Raw genomic sequence first — 18,693 nt, 5'->3', positions numbered from 1 at the left:
TCAGCTGATGCAGTTGTGAAGAATACGGAAGACCTCACGAAGCGTCTCGGTGTCGATATCGACACCGGGACGCTTCGTCTTGCCCTGACGCACCGCTCCTACGCCTACGAGAAGGGCGGGATCCCGACGAACGAGCGCCTGGAGTTCCTCGGCGACTCGGTACTCGGGCTGGCGGTCACCGATGCCCTGTATCGGGACCACCCGGATCTGTCCGAGGGCGACCTCGCCAAGCGGCGCTCCGCCGTGGTCAGCACCAAGGCGCTGGCCGGGGTGGCCCGCACCCTGGACCTCGGCAGCTACGTGCTGCTGGGCCAGGGGGAGAAGCTGACCAACGGACGCGACAAGGCCTCGATCCTGGCGGACACCATGGAGGCCGTCATCGGGGCCGCCTACCTCAGCCACGGCATCGAGACGGCCCGCGCCATGGTCATGCGGCTGATCGGGCCGCTGCTGCTCGATGCGGCGGTGCTCGGCGAGGGGACCGACTGGAAGACCCGCATCCAGGAGACGGCGGCCGCCCGGCGGCTCGGCACCATCGACTACCGGGTCGACGGGACGGGTCCGGACCACGCCCGGACGTTCACGGCACGCCTGCTGATCGGTGGCACGGAGTACGGCTCCGGGTGCGGCAACTCGAAGAAGGAGGCCGAGCAGGCGGCTGCGGCCGCCTCGTGGAAGACCCTCGCGGTGCCGCTGGACCCACTGCTACCCGGTGGTCCGGCCGACACCGACAGCGCCGACAGTACGGGCATCCCCGGCACCCCCGCGTCACCCGACGGACCCTGAGTGCCTGAACTCCCCGAGGTCGAGGTCGTCCGCCGGGGCCTCGCGCGCTGGGTGGCGGGACGCGTCATCGATTCCGTGGAGGTCCTGGATCCCCGGTCGCTCCGGCGGCACGTCGACGGCGTCGAGGACTTCGTCGGCAACGTCGCGGGGGCCCGCGTGAGCGACGTGGTGCGCCGGGGGAAGTTCCTCTGGATGACGCTCGAGGACGCCGGCCGGCCCGGAGATCGCCCCCACGTAGCCCTCATGGCACACCTCGGGATGAGCGGACAGCTCCTGGTCGAGGACCCCGACGCTCCCCTTGAGAAGCACCTGAAGGTCCGCCTCGCGCTCTCCCCGGCGGTCGACGACGACGGCGCCGCCCTGCCGGGTGAGCTGCGATTCGTCGACCAGCGGATCTTCGGCGGCATGTTCGTCGCCGACCTGGAGCCGACGCCGGACGGACTGCCCGGTGGGTTGGGCATCTCCGACCTCCCGCTCGTTCCCCACCAGGCCGCGCACATCGCGCGCGATCCCCTCGACCCCGGATTCTCCGCGGCCTCCTTCCACGAGCGTCTCCGCAGCCGCAAAACGGGCCTCAAACGCGCGCTCCTCGACCAGGGGCTCATCTCGGGGATCGGCAACATCTACGCGGACGAGGCGCTCTGGGCGGCGAGATTCCACTATGCGCGGCCCACGGACACCCTGCGACGGCCCGACACACAGCGCATCCTTGACGCCGTCACCTCGGTGATGCAGCGGGCGCTGGCGGCCGGCGGCACCAGCTTCGACTCCCTGTACGTCAACGTGAACGGTGCGTCGGGCTATTTCGCCCGCGATCTGGAGGCCTACGGACGGGAGGGCCGGCCGTGCCGACGGTGCGCCGCCGAGGGCAGGACCACGCTGGTGCGCCGCGAATCCTTCATGAACAGGTCCTCCTACCTGTGCCCGCACTGCCAGCCCAGACCACGCAATGCACGGATCTGAGGTGTTAGGGGAAAAAAGGTGATTTTCCCCTCGTGATCTAAATGTGACAACCGGCGTCGGCAGCCGGTACGGTTGGTCTCGCGTCCGATCCACAACGGATGGGCGCCCATCCTCACACTGCCTAACCCTGTCGATGAGGACGGACCGTTCGTACTACACATTCGACAGGGGCGGGGGAACCACTAGCGGACTCGATCACGGGTCCTAGGGGTAAAGACACGCGTAAACCAGCACTGGGGACGGTGGTTTGCAGAGAGCGTGTCCGGATGTCCCATCCGAACCCGACAGCTAACTTCGCAGGCATTGGGAAAGGCATCAACATGTCCAAGCAGAGCCATAACGCGCGCCACCGGGCCGTCCCCACGCGCATCAACCCCTTCATCACGGCATCACGCGCCGTCTCCGCAAGCGCCTCCGTCGCCGGCAAGCCTGCCGCCGTCGTCGCCGTTGCTTCCGGAATCATGTTCGGCGCATCGCTTCCGGCGAACGCCGCAGGCGAGGTCGCTACGCAGCCGGCAGCCGTCTCCTCCGCTGCCGCGGGCACCCACACCGTCCAGGCCGGCGACACGCTCGGCTCCATCGCCGCGATGCACGGCCTGAGCGTCGACGTGCTGTTCGCAGCCAACGGGCTCGGCAGCGCCTCGGTCATCTACCCCGGCCAGTCGATCGCCCTCGGCGGTTCCGCGGCTCCCGCGCAGTACTCCGCGCAGTCGGCGTCGATCGTTGCACTGCCCGCCGCAGCTCCCGCTCCGGCCGCAGCACCCGCTGCGCCTGCCGCAGCCCCCGCTCCGGCAGCCACCTCCGGTGTCAGCCTCCAGTCCGCTGCGTCGATCACTCCGGTGGCCGGCGGCGGCATCGTCGGAACGGCGATGCAGGGCGTTGGCTCGGGCTACGTGTACGGCGGGACCGCCTTCGGTGCCTGGGACTGCTCGGCCTTCGTGCAGTGGGCCTACGCCCAGAACGGCGTCGACCTGCCCCGCACCACCTGGGCTCAGTTCGCTTCCATGACGCCCACCAGCAACCCCCAGCCGGGTGACCTGGTGAGCCAGAACGGCGGCAGCCACGTGGGGATCTACCTCGGCAACGGCCAGATGGTCAGCGCCCTGAACGCCTCGCAGGGCACGCTCGTCCACTCGGTCAGCGCCATGTCGGTGGATGGTTACTACACCCGCTAACTGAGCCGCCGGCCCACGGTCGGCGACACCAGTCAGACGGTCGGAAGGACGGGATGCATCATGCATCCCGTCCTTCTGCGTTCCACCCCAAGCCGAAGGCGTCAGCGGTGCGCAGCGCATGCTCGTTGCGCACGTGCGGCGGGTCGTCCACGAATAGACCCACCACACCTGCGCGATCAGGGTGGATGGGTGTACCCGACGCCTGAAGGTGCATGCTCGGGCTCGCCCGGCGCGCGGAGCATGCTCGTTGAGCACGTATGGCGGGTAATTGACGGCAGGACCCACCACACCTGCGCGCTCAGGGTGGATGGGTGTGCCCGACGCCTGAAGGTGCGTGCTCGGGCTCGCCCGGCGCGTATGGGTGTGCGCTCGGTGAGCACGTATGGCGGGTTGCCGACCAATGGACCCACCACAGCTGCACGATCGGGGTGGATGGGTGTGCCCGACGCCTGAAGGTGCATGCTCGGGTTCGCCCGGCGCGCGGAGCATGCTCGTTGTGCACGTATGGCGAGTCGTCGACGGCAGGACCCACCACAACTGCACGATCAGGGTGGATGGGTGTACCCGACGCCTAAGGCCGCGTGCACCATCAGGCGCAGGGAAAAACGAGGGGAGACGGAGCCTCAGCGGTAGTACGTCGCCAGGCGCTCGAGCCCTTCGTCGATGCTCACGGACGGGCTCCAGTCGAGCACGCTGCGCGTGTGGCGCTGGTCGAACCAGTGCGCGGTCGACAGCTGCTCCGCCAGGAAGCGGGTCATGGGAGGTTCGTCCGTCCTGCCGAGCCGGAGCCAGGCCCGCTCGATCACGGAGCCCGCGACCCGGGCAAGTACTCCCGGGACGGACCGTGCGGGCGGCTGCACCCCGCCGGCACGGCAGATCCCGCCGAGCAGCTCGGCGATCGGGCGGGGCTCGCCGTTGGTGACCACGAGCGCCTGGCCCTGCGCCGCGTCCATGCGCCGCAGGCACGCGACGATGGCCGACGCCGCGTTGTCCACGTAGGTGGTGTCGACCAGGGCGGTCCCGCCGTCGAGCAGGGGCAGGCGACCGTGACGCGCGCGCTCGATCACGCGTTCCACCAGCTGGGTGTCGCCGGGACCCCATACGATGTGCGGCCGGATCGCTGCGACGCGGAACGACGGCGTCGAACGGGCCAGGGCGAGGACCTCGGCCGCGGCCTTGGTGCGGGCGTAGTCGCCGCGGGCGTGCGCCGGGCCCGCCGGGCCGGCGGGCGCCCCGACCAGCGACGAGCCGTCGTGCGCGACGGACGGCGAGGACACATGGACCACGTCGGTGACCCCTGCCGCGCGGGCGGCGTCCAGGAGGATCCGCGTCCCGTCGACGTTGGTGCGCTCGAACTCGGAGGGCGCCCCGGTGAAGGAGACCTTCGCCGCGAGGTGGATCACGGCGCGGCAGTCCTGCACCGCGGTGGCGACGACTGCGGCATCCGTGATCGATCCGAGGACGTCCTCCGCGCCGGACACCCCGGAGGGACGCCGCTGCAGGCACCGGACGTCCTCCTCGGCGGCGAGGAGGTGCTCGGCGACGGTACGCCCCAGCATCCCGCTGGCACCCGTGACGAGGACGGTCACAGGGACCCCGGGCGGGCACTGGAGAGGAACCGGCCGCACCACTGCGCGATGCGCGTGCGGTCGATCTTCGCGTTGTGCCGGATGTCCACCGGGAGGGCGGGAACGGCGATGACCGCGGCGAGGTCGACGCCGTGCCCCAGCGCGGTGGCGCGTGCCGCCTCCGCGAGTGGAGCATCGGCCAGGGCCGGGCGCCGTCCCGCGGCGTCCGTCTCGAGGACCGCGACCACGGCCTGCGTGCCCGCGGGGCCAACGCCCACGAGGGCCGCCAGCCGGACGCCGTCGATCGTCTCCAGGGACTGCTCGAGGGCGACGGGCGTCAGGACGCCGGAGGCCGCCGTGATGATGTGGCCCAGCCGGCCCTCCACCCAGAGGCGCCCGTCGGCGTCGAAGTGGCCGACGTCGCCGGTGCGGTGCCACGGGGGAGTCCGGGTGGACTCCTGCTGCGTCCTCCACAGTCGGAAGTAGCGGTCCTTGACGTGGGGGGCGTCCACGAGGATCTCGCCGGTCCGCCCTGGCGTCGTGGTCGCCTCGCCCGTCGCCGCACCGTCGGCGTCGAGCGGGCTGACGGCGACGCGGGCGCCGTGCACCGGGAGGCCGACGCACACCCCGCCACCGGCGCCGTCGAGACCGTCCCGCGCGGCAGTCGCGGCGCGTCGGATGCCCGCGAGGTCGATGTCCGCGACGAGGAGGGACTCCGTCATGCCGTAGGGCGTGTGCAGGGTGGCGGACGGCACGAGGTCCTGTACCGCTTCGAGGAGCGGGACGGGGATCGGCGCCCCGGCCGAGAGCATGAGGGAGATCCGGCCGAGGGCGGTCCTGCCTGCGTCGGTGAGCGCGCCGGCGGTGGCGAGCACATTGCGCAGGGCCGCTGGTGACGCGAAGACGACCGTCGCGTCGATCGCGTCCGCGGCGTCGGCCAGCGCCTGCGCGGTCAGCGTCCGCGGGGCTGTGACATCCATGGCCGGCGTGACCGACGTCGCTCCGAGTGCCGGTCCGAGCAGCGCGAACGGGGCGAAGCCCGCGACGAGCGAGGCCCCCTCGCCGAGCCCCAGGGTCGCCGCGACGGTGTCCCGCATGGCGGAGAGCTGCCGGTGCGTGTAGACGACGCCCTTCGCCGGGCCCGTGGAGCCGGAGGTGAAGAGGATGGCGGCGTCGGCATCCGCGGCCGGCGCCTCCACGACGGACGCTGCGGGCCGTGCGGCGCGCAGGTCATTGAGCGAGGCCTCCACGCGCAGCGCCCGGCGCGTGGCCGCGGTCAGGCGAGTGGCGCTGATCCGGCGTCCGGGCCACCCGAAGGCGCGGGCGGCGACGAGGGCGCGTTCGATGCCGATCACGACGTCGGGCGCGGACCCCTTCACGGCGCGGCTGAGGCCCCGGGCGCCGAGGCCGGCATCGGCGACGACGATCACGGCGCCGATGCGCAGGCAGGCGTAGATGAGCACGGTCAGGTCCACGCCGGGCGGGACGAGGAGGCTCACCCGGCTGCCCGGACCGTAGCCGAGCGCGGTCAGGCCGGCGGCGACGGCGGAGACGTCGTCGGCGAGGTCCCGCCAGGACAGTGTCCGCGGCGGGCCGGCGGGCTGCATCTGCGCGACGGCGGTCCGTGCGGCGTCCGGACCGGCGGCGAGGTCGGTGAGCCGCTGGCCGAGCGGGACGTACGGCGCCCCGCTGTCGGACGTGCCGCGGGCCGGGACATCACTGGAGGGCGCGGGGAGTCCCACCGACCGTTCGGCCAGCCACTGCATGGCCGTCGACGCCGTGTCGGCGTCCTCCTGCACGAGGTGGCTCGCACGTTCGAAGCGGTGGATATCGGCGTGGGGGAGCCGCCGGGCGAGGTCCTCCAGGTAGGGGTCCGAGAAGATCGGGTCGTGAGGTCCCCACATCATGAGCACGGGGACCTCGAGGCTCCTGATCCCCTCGGCCGTCGCGGTCAGGGCCTCGTAGCTGGGGTGCGAGGGATCCGCGGGGATGTCCGAGACGAAGTGCGCGATGCCCTGCCGGTCGGCGGCGGTGCGGTACGGGTCCCTGAAGGCGCGGCGCACATCCGGGGCGAGGGCAGGCCGGGCGAGGGCCAGGGTCACGTCGAGGAACGCGCTGGTGGTCCGGGTGCCGAGACCGTGGACGCCCGGGGCGAGGGCGAGCCGGAGCGGCGCGGGAATGCGGCGGTCCGGGTCCTGGTGGATGGCGGTGTTGGTGAGGATGACACCGGCCAGGTCCTCCCGGTTCCGGTGGGCGTAGCCGAGGCTGACGACGCCGCCCCAGTCGTGCCCCACGGTGACCACGGGGCCGGTCGGCCCGACGGCGGCGACGAAGTCCTCGAGATCGGTGATGCGGTCGGCCAGCCGCCGGAACACGCCCGTCCGCTCGGAGTAGCCCATGTCGAGCTGGTCCACGGCGATGACGCGCCAGCCCGCGGCACGGCCGGCGGCCAGGTAGGTCCGCCAGAGGTAGGACCAGGTGGGGTTGCCGTGCACGCAGAGCAGCGTCCCCCGGACGGCGCCGTCCTCGAGGTCGGCGCCGTTGTCGAGGTAGTGCCAGCGATGGCTGGTGCCGGGGCGGTCCGCCGCGCTGGTGGAGGGCACGTCGAGGTACGTCGACCAGGAGGGGTCGACGCCGGGGAGTGCTACCACGCAATCTCCATCATCGATGTGTTCAGTCCGGACCCGACGCCGAGGCACAGGACGCGGTCCCCGGACCGCAGGGAGCCGGCTTCCTGGGCGAGGGTCATGGGCAGGGACGCCGGACCCACGTTGCCCCAGTGCGGGAAGGTGATGGGGACCCGATCGCGCTCGAGGTCCACGGCCTTGATGATCGCGTTGGTGTAGGAGTTGGAGACCTGGTGGGTGACGTAGCGGTCCATGGAGTCCCACGCCCAGCCGTCCGCCTGCGCCTCGTGCCACGCGGTGACCACGAGCTCCAGGCCGCCCTCGAGCAGGCCCTTGGTGTCGGTGTACATGCCGTCGATCCCGCCGACGCAGAGTTCGTGGTGCTCGGTCCCGGCGCGGGAGACGCCGCCGAGGAGGCGGTGCGAACCCGGGTGGAGATCCGCGGGGCCGAGGACGGCGGCAGCCGCCCCGGACCCGAGGGTGAGGGTCGCGAACTCGCTGAGGAAGTCCTGGCGCGTCGAGTCCTCCCGGTTGAGCCGCCGGAACGTGGCTTCCTGGGTCTTCTGTGCGTCCTCGCCCGCGACGATCAGGGCGTACTTGATCTGCCCCGAATCGATCATGTTCGCGGCGAGGGTCATGCCGTTGACGAACCCGAGGCAGGCGTTCGCCAGGTCGAAGTTCAGGGCCGAGGAGGGGAGGCCGAGGGAGTGGTGGATCTTCACGGCGACGGACGGCTCGAGGTTGCGCCGCGTCACCGAGGTGTTGATGAGGAGGCCCACCTCGCCCGGCTCGATGCCCGCCTCGGCCATCGCCTTGGCGCCGGCCTCGATGGCGGCGTCGTCGAAGTCGGTGCCCGGCGACCACCAGCGGCGTTCGGTCACGCCCGCCACGCGCTCGAGGAGCCGCTTGGAGAGGCGCAGCCTCTTCAGGCTGGGGGCAAGCCGTTCGTCGAACTCTGCGGAACTGACGACTACCGGCGCCTCCACACTCGTGACGGCGAGCAAGGCCGTGTTGTCATGTCGGAAGGTCGCGTTACCGGTCAAATTTCCTGCCTCGTCAACTGATAGCGCCGGTCTGTGGCCGAAAAGGACCCACGGGTGGATCGGCCTGGACGCCTTCTGGATACTGCTGAAACTTTCGTAAGCCTACTTGGTAATGCAGTGGCGGTCACTCCGGAAACGTCCGGGACCGCCGTCCTGGCGACCCGCTGCCCGGTACCGTCGGTGTCCTCCGGTAGATTGGGGAGGTCCTACCCCATCTGGAGAGCCTGCCACCGTGCATCTGAAGAGTCTAACCGTGCGAGGGTTCAAGTCTTTCGCCTCGGCAACCACCTTCGACTTCGAGCCGGGTGTCACCGCCGTCGTCGGCCCCAACGGGTCCGGCAAGTCGAACGTCGTCGACGCGCTGGCGTGGGTCATGGGCGAGCAGGGGGCCAAGACGCTCCGCGGCGGCCGGATGGAGGATGTCATCTTCGCCGGGACGACCGGCCGTGCACCGCTCGGGCGGGCCCACGTCTCCCTCACGATCGACAACGCCGACGGCGCCCTGCCCATCGAGTACGCCGAGGTGACCATCGCCCGCACGCTCTTCCGGGCAGGCGGCTCCGAGTACGCCATCAACGGCAAGAGCTGCCGCCTCCTCGACATCCAGGAACTCCTCTCCGACTCCGGGCTGGGCCGCGAGATGCACGTCATCGTGGGCCAGGGGCAGCTGGACAAGGTGCTGCATGCCACACCCGAGGAACGGCGCGGCTTCATCGAGGAGGCCGCCGGGATCCTCAAGCACCGCCGCCGACGCGAGAAGACCGTCCGGAAGCTCGACGCGATGCAGACGAACCTCGCACGGCTGTCCGACCTCACGGGGGAGCTGCGCCGGCAGCTGACCCCGCTCGGGAAACAGGCGGAGGTCGCCCGGCGCGCCCAGCAGGTGCAGTTCGCGGTGCGTGACGCGAGGTCGCGCCTGCTCGCCGACGAGCTCGTGGCCCTGCGCGCAGGGTTCGAGCGGGACGTCGCGGCCGAGGCCGCCCTGCAGGCACGCCGCGACGAGATCGGGACGCTGCTCGGCGCCGGCCAGGAGCGGCAGGCGGACCTCGAGCAGGCCGCCGCCGCAGCCGTGCCCGCGCTCAACCGGACACGCGAGGCCTGGTACGCGCTCTCGAGCGCCCGGGAGAAGCTCTCCGCCCTCGCCACGCGCGCCGAGGACCGCGGACACCTCCTCGGGCAGGCGACGGAACCGGACCAGGGCCGCGATCCCGACCACCTCGACCGGCAGGCCGGGCGCGTGCGGGCGGAGGTCGCCGACCTCGAGGAGGAGGTGGCGTCCCTCGGCCGCGCCCTCGAGGAGACCCTGGCAGCCCGGCGGACCGCGGAAGAGGCCTCGGCCGCCGAGGACGCGCGGCTCGCACGCCTCCTGCGGGCCGCCGCGGACCGGCGCGAGGGAGACGCGCGGCTCACCGGCGCCGTGGGCGCGGCACGCTCGCGCGTCGAGTCCGCGGTGGCCGAGCTCGGGCGCCTGCGCGCGTCCATCACCGCGGCCGAGGAACGACGGCAAACCGCCGAGCGCGAGTTCCAGGCACTCGAGGGCCGGGTCGCGGGGGACGAGGAGGGCGAGGAGGGCCTCGACGCGGAGTACGAGGCGGCGTCCGACGTCCTCCGCTCCCTCACCGGGGACCTGGCAGCACTCGTGGAGGAGGAGCGTGCCACGGAGCGCGAGCGCGGCGCCCTGGCCCTGGNGCCCGCGGCGGTTCGCCCGGTGCGGCGGGGTACCTCGAACTGCGGGCCGCCGCCGAGGACACGGAGGAGAAGCTGGCGCAGGCCGGCGCCGCCGCGGACCGTCTCCGGTCCCGCCTGGCCGCAGCGCGATCCGCCCGGCAGGAGGCCCAGCAGCGCGTCGACGGCGCGCTCGAGCGCCTGCACGACTCCGATGCACGGATGGCCGCGGTCACCGAGAAGCTCGGCCGGCTGCAGGGCGAGCTGCGGTCCGCGGGAGGGGAGGCCGAGCGGCTGGCCGTGCTCGCGCGCGCGGCCGAGGCCAATCTCGCGCAGGAGGAGGCCCGGCTGCAGGACGCCGCCGGGCGGCTGAGGAACCTCCAGGAGCAGCCCGTGGAGGCCGAGCCCTCGAGCGAGCACCGCGACGCCCTGCGGCGCGCCGCGGTGGATGCCCGTCAGGCCGAGCTGGAGGCGCGCCTCGCGCTGCGCGGCCGTGAGGAGCAGCTCTCCGCGCTCGCGACCCGGGCCGCGTCCCTGGAACGCGCGGCGCAGTCCGAACGCCGCGCCCGCGAGCAGGCGGCGGAGAAGGCGAGGATCCGCCGGGCCCAGGCCGTCAGGGCGGCGGAGGTCTCCGCGGCGGCGCGTCGGGCGGAGCAGCGGGCCGCGCAGTCCGTAGCCGTCGCCGCGGACCAGCGCGACGCCGCCGAGCGGCTGCGCGGGCAGCAGGACGCCGAGCTGCAGGAGGTGCGGGCCTCCAACGCGGCCCTCGGCGTCGAACTGGCACGGCTCACGGACTCCGTGCACCGGGACGAACTCGCCCGTACCCAGCAGCGCCTGAGGATCGAGGTGCTCGAGAACCGCTCCATCGAGGAGCTCGGCCTCACCCCGGACCACCTCGTGGACGAGTTCGGTCCGCACCTGCCCGTGCCCGGCGACGCGGCGACGGAGGACAAGTGGGCGGCGCTGCGCGCGCCGGTCGACGACGACGGCAATCCCGTGCCGCAGGGCGTCCCGTTCGTACGCCAGGAGCAGGAGAAGAGGCTGAAGCGGGCCGAACGGGACCTCGCCGCGCTCGGCAAGGTGAACCCCCTCGCCCTCGAGGAGTTCGCGGCGCTCGAGGAACGGCACCAGTTCCTGAGCACCCAGCTCGCCGACCTGAAGGCGACCCGGAAGGACCTGCTGGACATCATCCGGGAGGTCGACGAGCGCGTGGAGCAGGTCTTCGCGGCCGCGTACCGGGACACCGCCGACCAGTTCGAGCGTGTCTTCGCGACCCTCTTCCCCGGCGGTGAGGGCCGGCTGGTGCTCACCGACCCGACGGACATGCTCGCCACCGGCATCGAGGTCGAGGCCCGGCCCGCCGGGAAGAAGATCAAGCGGCTGTCACTGCTCTCGGGCGGCGAACGGTCGCTGACGGCCGTCGCGCTGCTCGTCGCGATCTTCAAGGCCCGGCCCTCGCCGTTCTACGTCATGGACGAGGTGGAGGCCGCCCTCGACGACACGAACCTCGGGCGGCTGATCTCGATCTTCCAGGAACTGCGGGAATCCAGCCAGCTCATCATCATCACCCACCAGAAACGCACCATGGAGGTCGCCGACGCCCTCTACGGCGTGACGATGCGCGGCGACGGCGTGTCCACGGTCATCAGCCAGCGCATCACTGCCGGGAGACAGGACGCCCTCGGCTAGGACCCCGGGGTCCCCTGCTCCTCCGCGGACGGGCGGGCGCCGCGGCGCGGAGACCCGGCATCGCCGTCGTCGCCGTCAGACCCGTCAGACTCGTCATCGGCGGCATCCCCGACATCGCCGTCGGAGGCATCGGGCGGCAGGGTGCGCTCCGCCCGGGGCAGCGTCTCCCGGGACAGCGCCCAGACACCGGCCGCGAGGGCGGTCAGGACGCCGGTCACGGTGAAGGCGAGGGCGAAGGAGCCGAAGGAGAGCTGGTCGATGATGAGTCCGGCGAGGACCGGGCCGAGGATCGCGCCGAAGTCCGAGCTCATCTGGAAGGTCGCGAGGACCCTGCCGCCGCTGCGGTCGCTGCCGACGACGTCGGCCACCGCCGCCTGCTGCGCGGGATTCAGGAGGCCCGTGCCGATGCCCGCGACGACGCACAGGGCGAGGAACACCGCGACGTTGCCGGAGAAGCCGAGCGCGATCATCGCCGCCCCGTTGACGAGGAGGCCCGTGATCACGAGCGGCCGCCGTCCCAGCGAGTCGGCGAGCCCGCCGGACACCGTGAGGGCGAGCGCCGTCCCCGCCGCGAAGAAGGCCAGGGAGACGCCGGCGATCTCCGTACCCGCTCCGAGGACCGCGTCCGCGAAGAGCGGCACCAGCGCCATCCTGACGCCGAAGGAGGACCAGCCGTTCGCGAAGCTGGATGCCAGCGCCGCCCGGTACCCGGAATCCGCGACCGCCTCGCGCACCGTGAGGGCCGGCTTGTCGCGCGCCGCCTTGCGGTCCGAGAGCGAGGTGTCCTTCAGCTGGAAGAAGACGACGGCGGAGGCGACGAGCAGGGCCGCCGCGTAGACGAGGAACGGCACCCGCAGGCCGAAGCGTGCCAGCAGGCCGCCCACGATCGGGCCGCCGATGCTCCCGAGCAGGAACGCCGTGGCGTAGGCGCCGGAGACCCGTCCGCGGATGGCCGGCGGGGCGAGCCGTACGATCAGGCCCATCGCGGAGACCGTGAACATCGTCGAACCGATCCCGCCGAGGGCGCGGAAGACGAGGAGCTGCCAGTAGTCCGCCGCGAAGGCGCAGGCAGCGGTGGACAGCGCCACGATGAGCAGCCCGACGATATACACGGGCCGTTCGCCGAGCCGCTCCACGAGGCGGCCCCCCGCGGGCGCGAAGACGAGGCGCGTGAACGCGAAGGCGCTCACGATCACCGCCGACGCGGTGACGCCGACGTCGAAGCTCTGCGCGAACTGCGGCAGGATCGGCGCCACGAGGCCGAACCCGATGGCGATGACGAACGCGGCCGCGATGAGGACCCTGATCTCCCGCGGGATCCGCTGCCGCTCCCCGGCGGGTGCGGCACCGCTGCCGGTCCGTCGTCCGGGGCGGGGGATACGGAAGGGGGAGCGCTTGGGTACACGGGGGAATGCGGCCATGGTCCTCGCATTCTGTCACCGCCCCGGCGCCGGGGTTCAATCCGTGCGTGCAGGACCCATATGAGAAGGTGGATCAGTGAACGACATCCTCCTGCCTGTCATCTTCGTCATCCTCGCGATCGCCGTGATCGGCTCCCTCGCCGTCCTCCTCGTGCGCGGCAGACGGACCCCTCCGGGCCTGTACTCCTCGCCCCGGGACCCCGACGACCAGGTGGAGGGCGGGACGCACGGCGCCACGTCCACGGACGTCCTGGAACGGCCCGACGGCCTCCCGACGGGCGTGCTCGTCCCGAACGACCTCAGCGGACTGGAGGAGGCGCCCGCCCCGCGCCTGGACACCGTCGACCCCGTGCAGGGGCGGCTCGCCCGGCTGCGCGCCCGCCTGGTGCGGTCCAACAACGCCCTCGGCAAGGGCCTCCTCGCCCTCCTGTCCCGGGACAAGATCGACGAGGACGTCTGGGACGAGGTGGAGGAGACCCTCCTCATGGCGGACCTCGGCACCGAGCCCACCATGGAACTCGTCGATGCGCTGCGCGCACGCGTCAAGGTGTCCGGCAGCCGCAACCCGGCCGAGGTCAAGGACATGTTGCGCGAGGAACTCGTGAAGCTCGTCGATCCCACGATGGACCGGTCCCTGGCCACCCAGCGGCACGCCGACCGTCCGGCGATCGTCATGGTGGTCGGCGTCAACGGGGTGGGCAAGACCACCACGGTCGGCAAGCTGGCCCGCGTGCTCGTCGCCGACGACAAGGACGTGCTCCTCGGCGCCGCGGACACGTTCCGCGCCGCCGCCGCCGAGCAGCTCGCCACCTGGGGTGCGCGTGTCGGCGTGCCGACGGTCAAGTCCGACGTCGACGGCGCCGACCCCGCGTCCGTCGCCTTCGAGGCGGTCAGGACCGGCATCGAGGAGGAGGTCGACGTCGTCCTCATCGACACCGCCGGGCGCCTGCAGAACAAGGTGGGCCTCATGGACGAGCTCGGCAAGGTCAAGCGCGTCATCGAGAAGCAGGGCACCGTGGACGAGGTCCTCCTCGTCCTGGACGCGACCACGGGCCAGAACGGCCTCAACCAGGCGCGCGTGTTCGCCGAGGTCGTGAACATCACCGGCATCGTCCTCACCAAGCTGGACGGGACCGCCAAGGGCGGCATCGTCGTCGCCATCCAGCGCAGCCTCGGCGTGCCCGTGAAGCTCATCGGGCTGGGTGAGGGCGCGGACGATCTCGCCCCGTTCGACGCCGAGGGCTTCGTCGACGCCCTGCTCAGCTAGGGCCGGCCGGAGCGGGGCGCACCCCGCCGCGCGTCAAGGCCCGGCGGGCCGGGAAACCTGCAGGAAACACGATCGACACGGTTTCTTTACTCCCGCGCTCCGCCTGTAACCTGCGCGCAACGCGATGCCCCCGGGACCGAAACACGACCATCGCATTCTGGAGGAGCGGGAAGTCCCCGCCCCTTTGGAAGGATCGTGTTTGATGGATCTGACAGCAGGCCACGTCTGGGTGATGATCTCAGCCGCCCTCGTACTTCTCATGACCCCCGGGCTCGCCTTCTTCTACGGCGGTATGACCCGCGCCAAGGCCGCCCTCAACATGATGATGATGAGCTTCATCGCCGTCGGACTCGTGGGGATCGTGTGGGTCCTCTGGGGCTACTCGATGACCGGCGGCGACGGCATCGCCCAGCTCTTCGGCAACCCGTTCACCTCCTTCGGCATGAGCGGGCTCATCGGCACCGAGGACCTCATCGGCGCCGGGTACGGCGCGACGTTCGCCATCATCACCGTGGCCCTGATCAGCGGTGCCATCGCCGACCGCGCCAAGTTCGGCGCCTGGGTGATCTTCGTCCCCATCTGGGTGACCCTCGTCTACTGCCCCCTCGCCTTCATGGTCTGGGGCGGGGGCCTCCTGAGCGCCGACGGCGCCGTGGGCGGCGCGGTCGGCGAGGCCGTCGACTTCGCGGGCGGCACCGTGGTGCACATCAGCGCCGGCGTCGCGGCCCTCGTGCTCGCCCTGATCCTCGGCAAGCGCCAGGGATTCGGCAAGGACCCGGCGCAGCGCCCGCACAACATCCCGTTCGTGATGCTCGGCGCCGCACTCCTGTGGTTCGGCTGGTTCGGCTTCAACGGCGGCGCCGCGGGTTCGGCCGAGGAAGCGGGCCTGATCTGGGTCAACACCATGGCCGCGCCCGCAGCCGCCATGGTGGGCTGGCTCATGACCGAGCGCATCCGCGACGGCCGTCCCACCTCGCTCGGCGCAGCGTCGGGCATCGTGGCCGGCCTGGTGGCCATCACCCCGGCCTGCGCGAACGTCAGCCCCGTCGGCGCCATCTGCCTGGGCATCGTCTCCGGCGCGGTCTGCGCCCTCGCCGTCGGCATCAAGTACCGGCTCGGCTTCGACGACTCGCTCGACGTCGTCGCCGTCCACCTCGTCGCCGGGATCGTCGGCACCCTGTCCCTCGGGTTCATCATGCTGCCCGTCGAGGGGGAGGGCGGCGGCCTCTTCTACGGCGGCGGCGCCGGCCAGCTGGTCGCGCAGATCGTTGCCGCAGCCATTGCGATCGCCCTCTCCGCGATCATGACCGCCATCATCGGCCTCGCCATCCACAAGACCATCGGGTTCCGGATCAGCCCGGACGACGAGGTGTCAGGCGTGGACCTCACCGAGCACGCGGAGACCGCCTACGAATTCGGCGGGCTCGGCGTCGGTGGATCCTTCCACCCGTTCGCCGACCAGATGGTCACCCAGCAGGGCGGCAAGCACAGCACCAAGCAGAACTCCGCACAGCAGGACGTCACGGAAGGCGCTCGTTCATGAAACTGGTCACAGCAATCGTCCGGCCCGACAAGCTCGACGGCGTCCGGGGGGCCCTGGAGAACTACGGCGTGCAGGGCCTCACCGTGAGCCAGGCGAGCGGCTACGGCCGCCAGCGCGGCCACACCGAGGTCTACCGCGGCGCCGAGTACACCGTGGACCTCCTCCAGAAGGCACGCGTCGAGGTCCTCGTCGCGGACGCGTGGGTGACCGACATCGTCGACGTCCTGGTCTCCACCGCCAACACCGGTCGCGCCGGCGACGGCAAGGTGTGGGTCATCCCCGTCGAGGAGGCCGTCCGCGTCCGCACCGGTGAACGGGGCGAAGCCGCCCTGTAGGGGAGGCTCCGCCGCGCGAGGAGCACACGCACGTCACAGAACGCCCGGCCGGGTCACCCCGGCCGGGCGTTCTGCTTGCCCTGGCGGCAACCCTTGCCGTCCCCGAGCAACGGGCGTACCCTTGAACAACCTCCTGGTTGATCAACGGAAACATTGATCTCCAGGGAGGTGGAACCTCAGGAGTGTGACCCGGTGACCGACGACGAACGCCTCGACATCGCGTTCCTGGCGCTGGCCGATCCCGTCCGCCGCCGCATCATCGCCCGGCTCAGCCGGGGTGAGGCCACGGTCAACGAACTGGCGGAACCCTTCGCGATCACCAAGCAGGCGGTCTCGAAGCACATCCAGGTCCTCGAGCAGGCGGGGCTCGTCACGCGCACGCGCGACGCCCAGCGCCGGCCCGTCCACCTGAACCCCGCACGGCTGGAGGCGCTCACCGCCTGGATCGACCAGTACCGGCTGGTCCGCGAGGAGCAGTTCCGCGGCCTCGACGTCGTGCTATCCACCCAGGCCGCGGCCCGCGGCCCGCAGGCGAAGGACTCGTCATGAGCAATGCCCTGAATCTCACCGTCCCCGAAGGCCTCCCCTTCATCGATCTCGACCGCGAGTTCGACCATCCCGTGGCGGAGGTCTTCCACGCGCACAAGGATCCCGACCTCGTGGCCCAGTGGCTGGGCCCGCGGCGGCTCCGGCTGGGCGTCGAGCAGTACGACTTCCGGACCGGCGGCAGCTACCGCTACACGCACACCGGTCCGGACGGCGTTGACCACGTGTTCAGTGGTGTCTTCCACACCGTCCGGGAGAACGATGTTGCGATCCAGACCTTCGAGTACGACGGTTACCCGGACGTGGTCAGCATCGAATTCCTGACCTTCCACGATCTGGGGGGGCGGCAGGACCCGGCTGAGCGCCCACGCCGTCTACCCGACCATGGAGGCCAGGGACGGCATGGTGCAGTCCGGGATGGAAGGCGGACTCTCCGAGGCCTACGAACAGCTCGAGGACCTGCTGGCCCGCGCGAAGGTCTGAGGACCTCCTGCGCCCTACTCCTTCCGGCCGTGCGACGACGGCCATGCCTCCGGCCCCTCCGAGCCCGCCTGGTACTCCTCGAGGGGCACGCGGCCCTCCGACCACGCCTTCAGGACGGGCTCCACGATCCGCCAGCAGTCCTCCGCCGTGTCGCCGCGGACCGAGAGCGTCGGATCGCCGGCGAGGACTCCCTCGATCACCTCGCCGTAGGGGAGCAGGTCCGTCTGGTTGAGGTCGGCGCTGAGGGTCGCCCGGTCCAGGGCGAAGATGTCACCGGGCCCGTTGACATCGATCTCGAGCTGCAGCGTGTCGGGGCCGAATCCGATGCGCAGCTTGGTCGGCGCGTCCTGGCCCGTGAACCCGACGGGCAGGTGGCTCACCGGCCTGAAGGTGATGACGGCCTCCTTGCGCTTGATGCCGAGCGCCTTGCCGGAGCGGAGGACGAACGGCACGCCGGACCAGCGTTCGTTGTTGATGGACACGGTGATCTCCGCGAGCGTCTCCGTGCCCTTCTCCGGGTCGACGCCGGGCTCGGCCGCGTAGTCGGGGATGTCCCGATCGCCGATCGTGCCCGCCGCATAGCGTGCCCGGCGGCTGCTGCCAGGACTGTCCAGGTCCACCGAGCTGGCCCGGAGGATGGAGCCGATGTGGTCGCGGAGGTCCCTCTCGTGCAGGGTCGACGGCGCGTTCAGGGCCAGGAGTGCCATGACGTGCAGCAGGTGGCTCTGGATCATGTCGCGCAGTGCGCCGGCGCCGTCGTAGTAGCGGGCCCGGTTCTCGAGCGCGAGGTCCTCGTCGAAGATCACCTCGACCTTCTCGATGTGCAGGTTGTTCCACACCGGCTCGAGGATGCGGTTGGCGAACCGCAGGCCGAGGATGTTGAACACCGTCGCCTTGCCGAGGAAGTGGTCCACGCGGTGGATGTTCTGCTCGGGCACCAGCTTCGAGAGCTTCTCGTTGAGGCGGTGCGCGCTGGCCTGGTCCGTGCCGAAGGGCTTCTCCATCACGAGGCGGGTGCTCTTCGGCAACGAATTCGTCCCGAGGGCGCTGCAGGCCATCTGGCTGACGGCGGGGGGCAGTGCGAAGTAGATGGCCACCGGCCCCTCGAGGCCCTGCACCAGATCGGCCAGCCCGTCCTTCGTGACGTCGAGGAAGTGGTACCAGCTGTCGTCACGCACCTGCTGCAGCGACGCCCGCCCGGCGTCGTCCGCCTTCTTACGGGCGGCGGCGAAGGAGCTGTCCAGCCTCTCGCGCCATTGCTCGTCGGTCCAGTCGTCGGAGCCCGCGCCCACGAGCTTGAGGCCGTCGGCGCGGCCGAGGCGGACGAGCCGTGCGAGTCCCGGCAGGAGGAGGCGTCCGGTCAGGTCGCCGGAGGCACCGAGGATCAGGAGCGTCCTGACGCGGGTGTCGGCGTCGGCGGGAATGGTGTCGTGCTCTGCGAGCGAGTGTGTATCCACTTCTTCACCTTGCCACTTCTGCCCGTGGGTGTCCTGCGCGGGCGGGGTGCGTCGCGGTTCGCACGCGGGGGTCCGGTGGAGCAGCGCCGGACGGCCGTCCCGGGGTGGGGCGCGGAACGCTCCCG

12 protein-coding genes, 2 pseudogenes and 1 riboswitch are annotated in these 18,693 nt (G+C 71.5%); of the genes and pseudogenes, 9 read left to right on the top strand and 5 right to left on the bottom strand.

Going from position 1 to position 18,693, the window contains the following annotated elements; all coding sequences use genetic code 11:
• Nucleotides 1-15: 15 nt before the first annotated feature.
• From rnc to RY94_RS13260, 3 genes are all read left to right on the top strand, one after another.
• Complete coding sequence (gene rnc / locus RY94_RS13270; RefSeq protein WP_052274339.1) at nt 16-786, top strand: ribonuclease III; 771 nt, start codon at nt 16-18, stop codon at nt 784-786.
• Nucleotides 787-1,749, top strand: a complete 963-nt coding sequence (gene mutM, locus RY94_RS13265) for a bifunctional DNA-formamidopyrimidine glycosylase/DNA-(apurinic or apyrimidinic site) lyase (RefSeq protein WP_043445818.1) — start codon at nt 787-789, stop codon at nt 1,747-1,749.
• Between the two features lie 109 nt (nt 1,750-1,858).
• Nucleotides 1,859-2,066, top strand: a riboswitch (cyclic di-AMP (ydaO/yuaA leader).
• A gap of 3 nt (nt 2,067-2,069) precedes the next feature.
• Nucleotides 2,070-2,924: a C40 family peptidase gene (locus RY94_RS13260; protein WP_043445815.1), complete on the top strand. Its 855-nt coding sequence runs from the start codon at nt 2,070-2,072 to the stop codon at nt 2,922-2,924.
• Between the two features lie 623 nt (nt 2,925-3,547).
• Here the strand turns inward: RY94_RS13260 and RY94_RS13255 are convergent.
• The 3 genes from RY94_RS13255 to RY94_RS13245 are packed head-to-tail and all read right to left on the bottom strand — an operon-like array spanning nt 3,548 to nt 8,162.
• The gene (locus tag RY94_RS13255; RefSeq protein ID WP_043445812.1) at nt 3,548-4,513 is read right to left on the bottom strand and encodes an NAD-dependent epimerase/dehydratase family protein; all 966 of its coding nucleotides are present in this window, start codon (nt 4,511-4,513) and stop codon (nt 3,548-3,550) included.
• A complete protein-coding gene (locus RY94_RS13250) occupies nt 4,510-7,143 on the bottom strand; it encodes an alpha/beta fold hydrolase (protein WP_043445809.1) in 2,634 nt (877 codons plus the stop codon). Before RY94_RS13250 ends, RY94_RS13255 begins: the two co-directional genes overlap by 4 nt.
• The gene (locus RY94_RS13245; protein ID WP_043445806.1) at nt 7,137-8,162 is read right to left on the bottom strand and encodes a 3-oxoacyl-ACP synthase III; all 1,026 of its coding nucleotides are present in this window, start codon (nt 8,160-8,162) and stop codon (nt 7,137-7,139) included. The genes RY94_RS13250 and RY94_RS13245 overlap by 7 nt, the downstream gene beginning before the upstream one ends.
• Nucleotides 8,163-8,394: 232 nt before the next feature.
• Here RY94_RS13245 and RY94_RS13240 point away from each other — a divergent pair.
• Nucleotides 8,395-11,516, top strand: a pseudogene (locus RY94_RS13240) (chromosome segregation SMC family protein).
• Here RY94_RS13240 and RY94_RS13235 read toward each other — a convergent pair.
• On the bottom strand, nt 11,513-12,937 hold the full coding sequence (locus tag RY94_RS13235; RefSeq protein WP_082046344.1) for an MFS transporter: 1,425 nt from the start codon (nt 12,935-12,937) through the stop codon (nt 11,513-11,515). The pseudogene RY94_RS13240 and the gene RY94_RS13235 overlap by 4 nt on opposite strands.
• 76 nt (nt 12,938-13,013) lie before the next feature.
• Here RY94_RS13235 and ftsY point away from each other — a divergent pair, with 76 nt between their 5' ends.
• The 5 genes and pseudogenes from ftsY to RY94_RS13210 all read left to right on the top strand — a co-directional run bounded on the left by ftsY (nt 13,014) and on the right by RY94_RS13210 (nt 17,111).
• Nucleotides 13,014-14,204, top strand: coding sequence for a signal recognition particle-docking protein FtsY (ftsY, locus tag RY94_RS13230; protein ID WP_043445803.1), 1,191 nt, complete (start codon nt 13,014-13,016; stop codon nt 14,202-14,204).
• Between the two features lie 202 nt (nt 14,205-14,406).
• On the top strand, nt 14,407-15,747 hold the full coding sequence (locus RY94_RS13225) for an ammonium transporter (RefSeq protein ID WP_043445800.1): 1,341 nt from the start codon (nt 14,407-14,409) through the stop codon (nt 15,745-15,747).
• Nucleotides 15,744-16,082 carry a P-II family nitrogen regulator gene (locus tag RY94_RS13220; protein WP_043445797.1) on the top strand — a complete coding sequence of 113 codons (339 nt, stop codon included), beginning with the start codon at nt 15,744-15,746 and terminating at the stop codon, nt 16,080-16,082. The genes RY94_RS13225 and RY94_RS13220 overlap by 4 nt, the downstream gene beginning before the upstream one ends.
• A 192-nt stretch (nt 16,083-16,274) precedes the next feature.
• Nucleotides 16,275-16,631, top strand: a complete 357-nt coding sequence (locus RY94_RS13215) for an ArsR/SmtB family transcription factor (protein WP_043445794.1) — start codon at nt 16,275-16,277, stop codon at nt 16,629-16,631.
• Nucleotides 16,628-17,111 (top strand): annotated as a pseudogene (locus RY94_RS13210) (SRPBCC family protein). The gene RY94_RS13215 and the pseudogene RY94_RS13210 overlap by 4 nt, the downstream one beginning before the upstream one ends.
• A 14-nt stretch (nt 17,112-17,125) precedes the next feature.
• On the opposite strand, the gene RY94_RS13205 reads toward RY94_RS13210, so the two are convergent.
• Nucleotides 17,126-18,568, bottom strand: coding sequence for a glucose-6-phosphate dehydrogenase (locus RY94_RS13205; protein WP_082046343.1), 1,443 nt, complete (start codon nt 18,566-18,568; stop codon nt 17,126-17,128).
• Between the last annotated feature and the right edge of the window lie 125 nt (nt 18,569-18,693).

The organism is Arthrobacter sp. L77 (assembly GCF_000816565.1).
Taxonomy (GTDB): domain Bacteria; phylum Actinomycetota; class Actinomycetes; order Actinomycetales; family Micrococcaceae; genus Arthrobacter_D; species Arthrobacter_D antioxidans.
Note: the sequence above shows the minus strand (reverse complement) of the source record. Positions and strands in the feature narration are given on the sequence as shown.